A 7,318-nucleotide genomic window follows, 5' to 3' on the forward strand; every position below is an offset into this window, starting at 1 on the left:
CAAGAAAACCCTCTCTATTTCAGGGATTATTTATTTAGCAATAGCAATAGCTATATTTTTCGGAAATACGCTTATACAAGGTGAAAATACTTCATTAAAAATGGCTATGATGATTGCCGGATCTATATTTGTGATCATAGGTCTCGTAAAAATCATGGCCGGAAAAAAGAAAATCGTATATAAAGCGAACGGATGTCCGATGAAAAAATGCGATTTGTACTTCGACAATCATGAAATGCATCGATTGCAGCAATCATTGGAAAACAAACAATTCGACGTATTGCCCAAATTAAAACCTGCAGAAGGGAATAAAGCCGGGATCAAGCTCAATTTATTCATTTCCGAAGACAAAAAATATGCATCGGCACAAGTGTTACAATTCATCCCGTTTGATTATGAACCGGTTTCCGCTCCTATCAGTTTCTACGATGAAGATGTAGTAGCCCTGACTCAAGCCATATCTAACGGCAAATAAGTTAATACGATTACTATAAAATAAACCATAAAAACGGGGCGAGAGAATTTAAAATTCCCTCGCCCCGTTTTTATAACTAATCCTTTAGTAGATAAAACACACAACAACCCTTCGTCTTTCTTTATATAGTCTTAAATAAGCGACATACAAAAACAAAATCTGTACAAACAGTGTTCTAAGGAAGAATAAGAACCTCCCGCGTGTCTGTTTTTCATACAAATCCCGGGAACATAAACCCAACACACGTTTTTTTGATTTACTTAATTAATTTATAAACTTTAAAACGTAATTCTTGCATGGAGCACATGAATTTTAAACCGGGATGGAAAATTCTCCTTATTTTATTATCCGGAATTTTTCTTTCTCTCGACATCCAAGCACAACGAATCAAAGTGCATGGTAATGTAAAAGATTCCTATGGAGAACCTGTGGTAGGAGCGAATGTTATAGTAAAAGGCACAACATCCGGAACAGTAACTGACATTGACGGAAATTACCAGATAGAAGCGCCTAAAGACAGCACTCTTATATTTTCTTTTGTCGGATACATTTCTCAAAGTATCCCTATAAAAAACAGGGCTGAAATATCTGTTATTCTTGAAGAAGATGTTATTACTTTAGGAGAAGTGGTCGCTATCGGATACGGAACCGTAAAGAAAAGCGACGCCACAGGAGCAGTTACACAGGTCAAACCGGATGAAATAAACAAAGGTATGGCAACATCTGCACAAGATTTGCTGGTAGGTCAAACTCCGGGCGTTGTCGTCACCTTGACCGGAGGCAAACCTGAAGCCGGAGGAGAAATCCGTATTCGAGGAGGTTCATCTTTAAATGCGACAAACGACCCACTGATCGTTATAGACGGTGTTCCAGTAGATAATTCAGGAGTCACCGGAATGTCGAATCCTCTCAGTATGATTCCACCCGATAATATAGAAAGTTTTACGATTCTAAAGGACGCGTCGGCAACCGCAATTTACGGATCAAGAGCATCGAACGGCGTCATCATCATTACCACTAAAAAGGGAATGAGCGGAAAGCCCCAGATAAATTTCAATGCAAACATGTCGGTCAGCACTTCCCGCAGAACTACCGGAGTTCTAAATGCCGATGAATTCAGAAATCTGATTGCCGAACAGACCGGGACTTCCAGTCAGGCATACCAGCTATTGGGAAATGCCAATACAAACTGGCAGGATGAAGTACTGAGAACGACTGTCAGCTCAGACTACAATTTAAGCGTAGGCGGACAATATAAAATATTGCCTTACCGTGTATCGGCAACTTTTACAAATCAAAACGGTATCTTAAAGACATCTTCGATGAACCGTACTACGGCATCTATTTCCCTTACTCCTAAATTTTTCAACAACACGCTAAGTGTAAATATGAATGTCAAGGGATTATACATACGCAACGAATTTCCTGACGAGGCCGCTATCGGGGGAGCTGTAAGTTTCGACCCGACCCAACCGGTTAAAGTTCCGGGACAAGAAATCGGAAATGGATATTTCATGTGGTTGCAACAAAATACAGGAGCAGTTATAGGAATTGCCCCTCTTAATCCGGTCTCTTTACTGGACGATCGTTCTATGATCTCTCATGTTTACCGCAGTTTAGGAAATATCCAACTCGATTATATCATGCCTTTCCTTCCGGAATTGAGAGCAAATCTCAACTTAGGATATGATGTGTCGAAAAGCCGACAATGGAACAAAATGTTCCCTAACTCTCCTATAACTTATAAAGAAAACAAAAAACTGGGGATCGGACAAACCGAAACACTGAAACAATTAAAGAGAAATCAATTACTGGATTTTTATTTGAATTACAGTAACGATTTCCGCCAAATATACAGTAAAGTAGAGGTCATGGCAGGTTATTCATGGCAAAAATTCTATAAAGACGGAAGCACCATAACAACACTTATGCCCGATAATGAACCTTGGTATGACAAAACTTATGCCGACCACCTACAATTACTTTCGTTTTTCGGACGAATCAACTATACATTCAAAGATACATATCTGCTAACATTCACTTTACGGGGTGATGCGACTTCCCGTTTTTCTAAAGATCACCGTTGGGGAACATTCCCGGCTTTGGCTTTGGGTTGGAAAATTATCAACGAACCGTTTATGCAACCGGTTGCTAATGTAATGAACGAATTAAAATTACGGTTAGGATATGGTATCACCGGACAGCAAGACATCAGTGACAACTATTTTCCGTACATGCCATTATATTCGATGGGATTTCCAACAGCTTCTTATCCATTCGGAGACCGATATTACAATACTCTACGACCAAACGGATATGACCCGAACATAAAATGGGAAGAAACGACTACATGGAACATCGGTTTAGATTTTGCTTTTCTGGATAATAGGATCAGCGGATCTTTCGACTATTATTATCGAGAAACAAATGATCTGATCAGTCGTATTCCTGTTCCGGCAGGATCGAACCTGACAAACGAAATATACACGAATATCGGGAGTTTAAGAAATGAAGGTATAGAGTTCAGCATCAGCTCAAAACCAATTGTAACAAACAAATTTATTTGGGATCTGGGATTTAACATTGCCTATAACTCGAACAAAATTACAAAGCTAAATAAAAGTAACGATGCCGATTATTATATACCAGTCGGAGGTATCAGCGGAGGAACGGGAAATACCGTACAGGCTCATAAGGTCGGATACCCGGCATTCAGCTATCTTCTATATGAGCAGGTATATGACAAGGATGGAAATCCGATAGAAGGACTTTATGTCGATAGAAACGGAGACGGGGTTATCGATGAAGCGGACAAACGATTATACAAAAGCAGAGATCCAAAAGTCGTAATGAGTTTCACATCACGTATGGAATATAAAAATTTCGATTTTGGATTTTCTCTTCGCGCCAATCTCGGAAATTATGTCTATGATAATGTGCAATCCAATAATTCAAGTTATTCGGCAATATATAACAGTGCCGGATATTTGAACAATTTGATAAGTCGCGGAACAAAATTTCAAAATCCGCAATACATGAGCGATTACTATCTGCACAATGCAGGATTTTTGCGCTGCGATAACATCACACTCGGTTATACATGGAATGAGTTGGTACAAAATAAACTGAAACTCAGACTATACGGAGCTGTACAAAACCCCTTTGTCATCACCAAATACAAAGGACTCGATCCTGAAGTATTTTCGGGTATCGACAATAATGTGTACCCTCGTCCCGTAACCTTTTTGCTGGGAGTTATAATCACTTACTAATAAAAAAATACGATATGAAAAAAACAATATATAGCTGTCTTATTGCACTGTTCATTGCAGGCTCATCTACTCTTGTATCGTGTTTAGGAGATCTTGACCTAAAACCCATCGATAAAAACCTGATCCAAGACTCCGATTTCAAATCACATCACGAATACTATACTCAGTTTTTGGCAAAAGTATATGCAGGATTAGCAGTTTCCGGTCAAGAAGGTCCTGCCGGAAAACCCGATATAGAAGGCTTCGATGAAGGCATGGCACAATATATCCGGTCATACTGGAATCTTCAGGAATTGCCGACCGACGAAGCTTTATTAGGTTGGAACGATGCAGGCGTACCCGAATTAAGCACTTCAAAATGGTCTGCTGCAAACGGGTTTATATATGTCATGTATAGCCGCATCTTTTTTCAAATAGCTCTTTGCAACTCTTTCTTAAAAGCTACCACACCTCAAGCTTTAGCTCAAAACAATATTACAGGAGAGCTTGCAGAACAAATATCCAAATACCGCTCAGAAGCCCGCTTCCTACGTGCATTTTCTTACTGGCATGCAATAGATATGTTCGGGAATGTGGCTTTTGTAACCGAAAATGAACAAATTATGGAAGCTCCTAAACAAAAATCGAGAGCCGAAATATTTCAATTTCTACTGAGCGAACTGAATGCCATCGAGAACGATCTGCCTGTAAATCCGGAATACGGACGTGCAGGGAAAGGTGCTCTATGGATGCTAAAAGCCAAATTATATTTGAACGCATCTGTTTACACGGGAGCTCCGATGTATTCCGAATGCGCTTCAACTTGCCAGCAAATTATCGGACAGTACGGAAGCGGTGCTAATCACGGATTGGCGCAAACATACAAATTTTTATTCTGTGCCGATAATGATCAATTCGCAAGAGGCGGAGAACAGGGTGAAAATCTGATGGTCGTCCCATACGATCGAGACCGGACGAGAACATATGGCGGAACAACATATCTTACTATCGGTGCTTATGGAGGCACCATGATAAAAGAAAATTATGGAGTCAATGACGGATGGGCAGGACCAAGATCGACATCAAATCTGGTAAAAAGTTTTGAAGACGGAGATTCCAGATATGCATTCTACAGCGACGGAGCAAATATCGAAAATACCGATCTGGGAAATTTTCAAGATGGGTTTGCCGTTACTAAATTTACGAATCTGCTTTCGACCGACTGGGAAAATACAAGCAAGCGGGCATATCCTTATCCTGACACGGACTTTCCCGTTTTTCGACTTGCAGATACTTATCTAATGTACGCAGAATGTGCTTACCGAGGTTATGGAGATCAAAATTTAGCCAAAACTTATATGAATTATTTGAGAACTCGGGCAGGTATCTCCACTTACACTTCTACTACGGATATTACTTTAGATGAAATTCTTGCAGAAAGGATGAGAGAACTTTATTGGGAGGGTCACCGACGCACCGATCTGATACGTTTCGGAGTCTTTACATCCGGAAATTATCTATGGGCATGGAAAGGCGGAGTACTGACCGGAAAATCTCTTGAAACCAAATATAATTTGTATCCGATTCCGGCAAAAGAAATAGCAGCGAATCCGGGTACTCAACAAAATTATGGATACTAAATAAACTTTATACAATTATGAATCATACGATAAAATACTGGCTATTTTTCAGCATCGGAATATGTCTGCTATTGCAATCTTGTAATGACGATAAATCCCCTGTATATGAATTTACAGCTGCTCCGGAATTAAGCCCGCTTGATAACTCCAGCCTTGTACTCAACGAAGAAGCCGAAAATTTCATTGCTGAAACATTTTCATGGAGTGCCGGGAAATACGGATTTCAGGCTGCACCTCTCTACACTCTCCAAATAGACAATACCGAGTCGTTTTCCGATCCTATTTCATTGGCAGAAACTCACAACTTATACCTTCCTGTCAATGTAGGGAAACTAAACATGGCAACTCTGATTTTAGGAGGAGAAAGCGGCATTCCTCTCGAAACATACGTACGGTTGAAAAGCGAACTTACCTCCAACATTATCATTTACTCCCGGTACGTCACATTAGAAATTACACCATATCCTATGGTAATCGTCTATCCCAAATTATATGTTCCGGGATCTTATCAAGGATGGAACATTGCCAATGCTCCTACCCTGCTTTCTTACCGAATGAACAACAAATACGAGGGTTATCTGAATCTCGTCGATGAAAACAATCCCGATGCACCGATCACATTCAAATTAACCACAGAACCGGTATGGAACAAAGGTGAAGAATATGGCAGCGGAGGTGCTCCGGGAACTTTAGCATTGAAAGGGGGCGATATTTCTATCTCTCCACAAGGTTATTATCATATAAGCGTCGATCTCAATACGCTAACCTATACTTTGACTCCGGCAACCCCGGGAGAAGAAATGACAACGACAGACAAATAACATACATCTTGGGAGGAGACGAGATGTATAAACTGAAAGAGCTGCTTACAACTCCGATAAGTTGCAGATGTAGCTCTTTCTTTATAAAAAACATTCAAGCTTCTATCTGATCTTCCAAATGTTGAGTAGAATATTCCCCGGTCAACGGTAAACGCATTCTGTCTTTCACCTCTTCCGAAGAAAGGCCGTGCCCGAATAGAAACATCAGTTTCGTTATTGCAGCCTCCGTAGTCGAATCATATCCGCTTATTATCCCCGCTTGAGCCAACTTATTTCCAGGCCCATATAAACTCATCTGTACACTACCGCTGGAGCATTGAGTCACATTCACGATCACGATTCCCCGAGCAACCGCAGCCCTTAACATATCCAAAAACCAAGGTTTTGAAGGGGCGTTTCCCGTACCGTATGTTTCCAAGACGACACCTTTTAAATGAGGAATATTCAAAATACTATCTACCGTTTGCGGAGTAATGCCCGGAAAAATTTTAAGAATCACAACATTCGTATCCATTAAATAATGCGGTTTCAGCGGTCTGGGAACACGCACTTTATTAATAAGATTATTGTCATACCGTATATGCATCCCGACCCGCGCCAACGCCGGATAATTCAGAGAACGGAAAGCATTGAAATTTTCAGCGCTAATTTTCGAGGTTCGGTTCCCTCTCATCAAATGATTTTGAAAAAAGATACACACTTCCGGGACAACCGGAAATCCGTTTTCTTTTGCCGCTGCAATCTCAATAGCCGTAATCAGATTTTCTTTTCCGTCCGTCCTCAGCATGCCGATAGGTAATTGAGATCCGGTCAGAATAACTGGTTTTGCCAGATTCTCAAGCATAAAGCTAAGCGCTGAAGCCGTATATGCCATTGTATCAGTTCCGTGCAGAACGACAAAACCGTCATAAGTATCATAATTGTCCGCTATGATTTTTACCAAACGAATCCAAGATGCAGGATCGATTTCCGAAGAATCTATCGGAGGTTCAAATTGAATTGATGAAATCAAAAAACCCAAACGCTTCAACTCCGGAACATTATCTAACAAATGATCAAAATTAAACGGCATCAAAGCTCCGGTCTCAGGGTCTTGTATCATACCGATTGTCCCGCCCGTGTAGATAATCA

5 protein-coding genes are annotated in these 7,318 nt (G+C 40.5%); 4 read left to right on the plus strand and 1 reads right to left on the minus strand.

Annotated elements, in window-relative coordinates; all coding sequences use genetic code 11:
- From AC1WHX_RS09060 to AC1WHX_RS09075, 4 genes are all read left to right on the plus strand, one after another.
- Nucleotides 1-475, plus strand: a 475-nt coding sequence (locus AC1WHX_RS09060) for a hypothetical protein (protein WP_481229196.1), incomplete at its 5' end; no start/stop codon positions are given.
- Between the two features lie 296 nt (nt 476-771).
- Nucleotides 772-3,747, plus strand: coding sequence for a SusC/RagA family TonB-linked outer membrane protein (locus tag AC1WHX_RS09065; RefSeq protein WP_122304028.1), 2,976 nt, complete (start codon nt 772-774; stop codon nt 3,745-3,747).
- A gap of 14 nt (nt 3,748-3,761) precedes the next feature.
- On the plus strand, nt 3,762-5,366 hold the full coding sequence (locus AC1WHX_RS09070) for a RagB/SusD family nutrient uptake outer membrane protein (RefSeq protein ID WP_481229197.1): 1,605 nt from the start codon (nt 3,762-3,764) through the stop codon (nt 5,364-5,366).
- Between the two features lie 17 nt (nt 5,367-5,383).
- Nucleotides 5,384-6,187 carry a SusE domain-containing protein gene (locus tag AC1WHX_RS09075; protein WP_303116253.1) on the plus strand — a complete coding sequence of 268 codons (804 nt, stop codon included), beginning with the start codon at nt 5,384-5,386 and terminating at the stop codon, nt 6,185-6,187.
- 94 nt (nt 6,188-6,281) lie between these two features.
- On the opposite strand, the gene AC1WHX_RS09080 is transcribed toward AC1WHX_RS09075, so the two are convergent.
- The gene (locus AC1WHX_RS09080) at nt 6,282-7,316 is read right to left on the minus strand and encodes an asparaginase (protein WP_481229199.1); all 1,035 of its coding nucleotides are present in this window, start codon (nt 7,314-7,316) and stop codon (nt 6,282-6,284) included.
- Nucleotides 7,317-7,318: the final 2 nt, after the last annotated feature.

It is taken from the genome of Coprobacter sp. (genome assembly GCF_982436375.1).

Excerpts from the sequence above, each read along its gene's own strand:
- AC1WHX_RS09065 (WP_122304028.1), top strand. The coding sequence starts at position 772 with ATGGAGCACATGAATTTTAAACCGGGATGGAAAATTCTCCTTATTTTA.
- AC1WHX_RS09070 (WP_481229197.1), top strand. The coding sequence starts at position 3,762 with ATGAAAAAAACAATATATAGCTGTCTTATTGCACTGTTCATTGCAGGC.
- AC1WHX_RS09075 (WP_303116253.1), top strand. The coding sequence starts at position 5,384 with ATGAATCATACGATAAAATACTGGCTATTTTTCAGCATCGGAATATGT.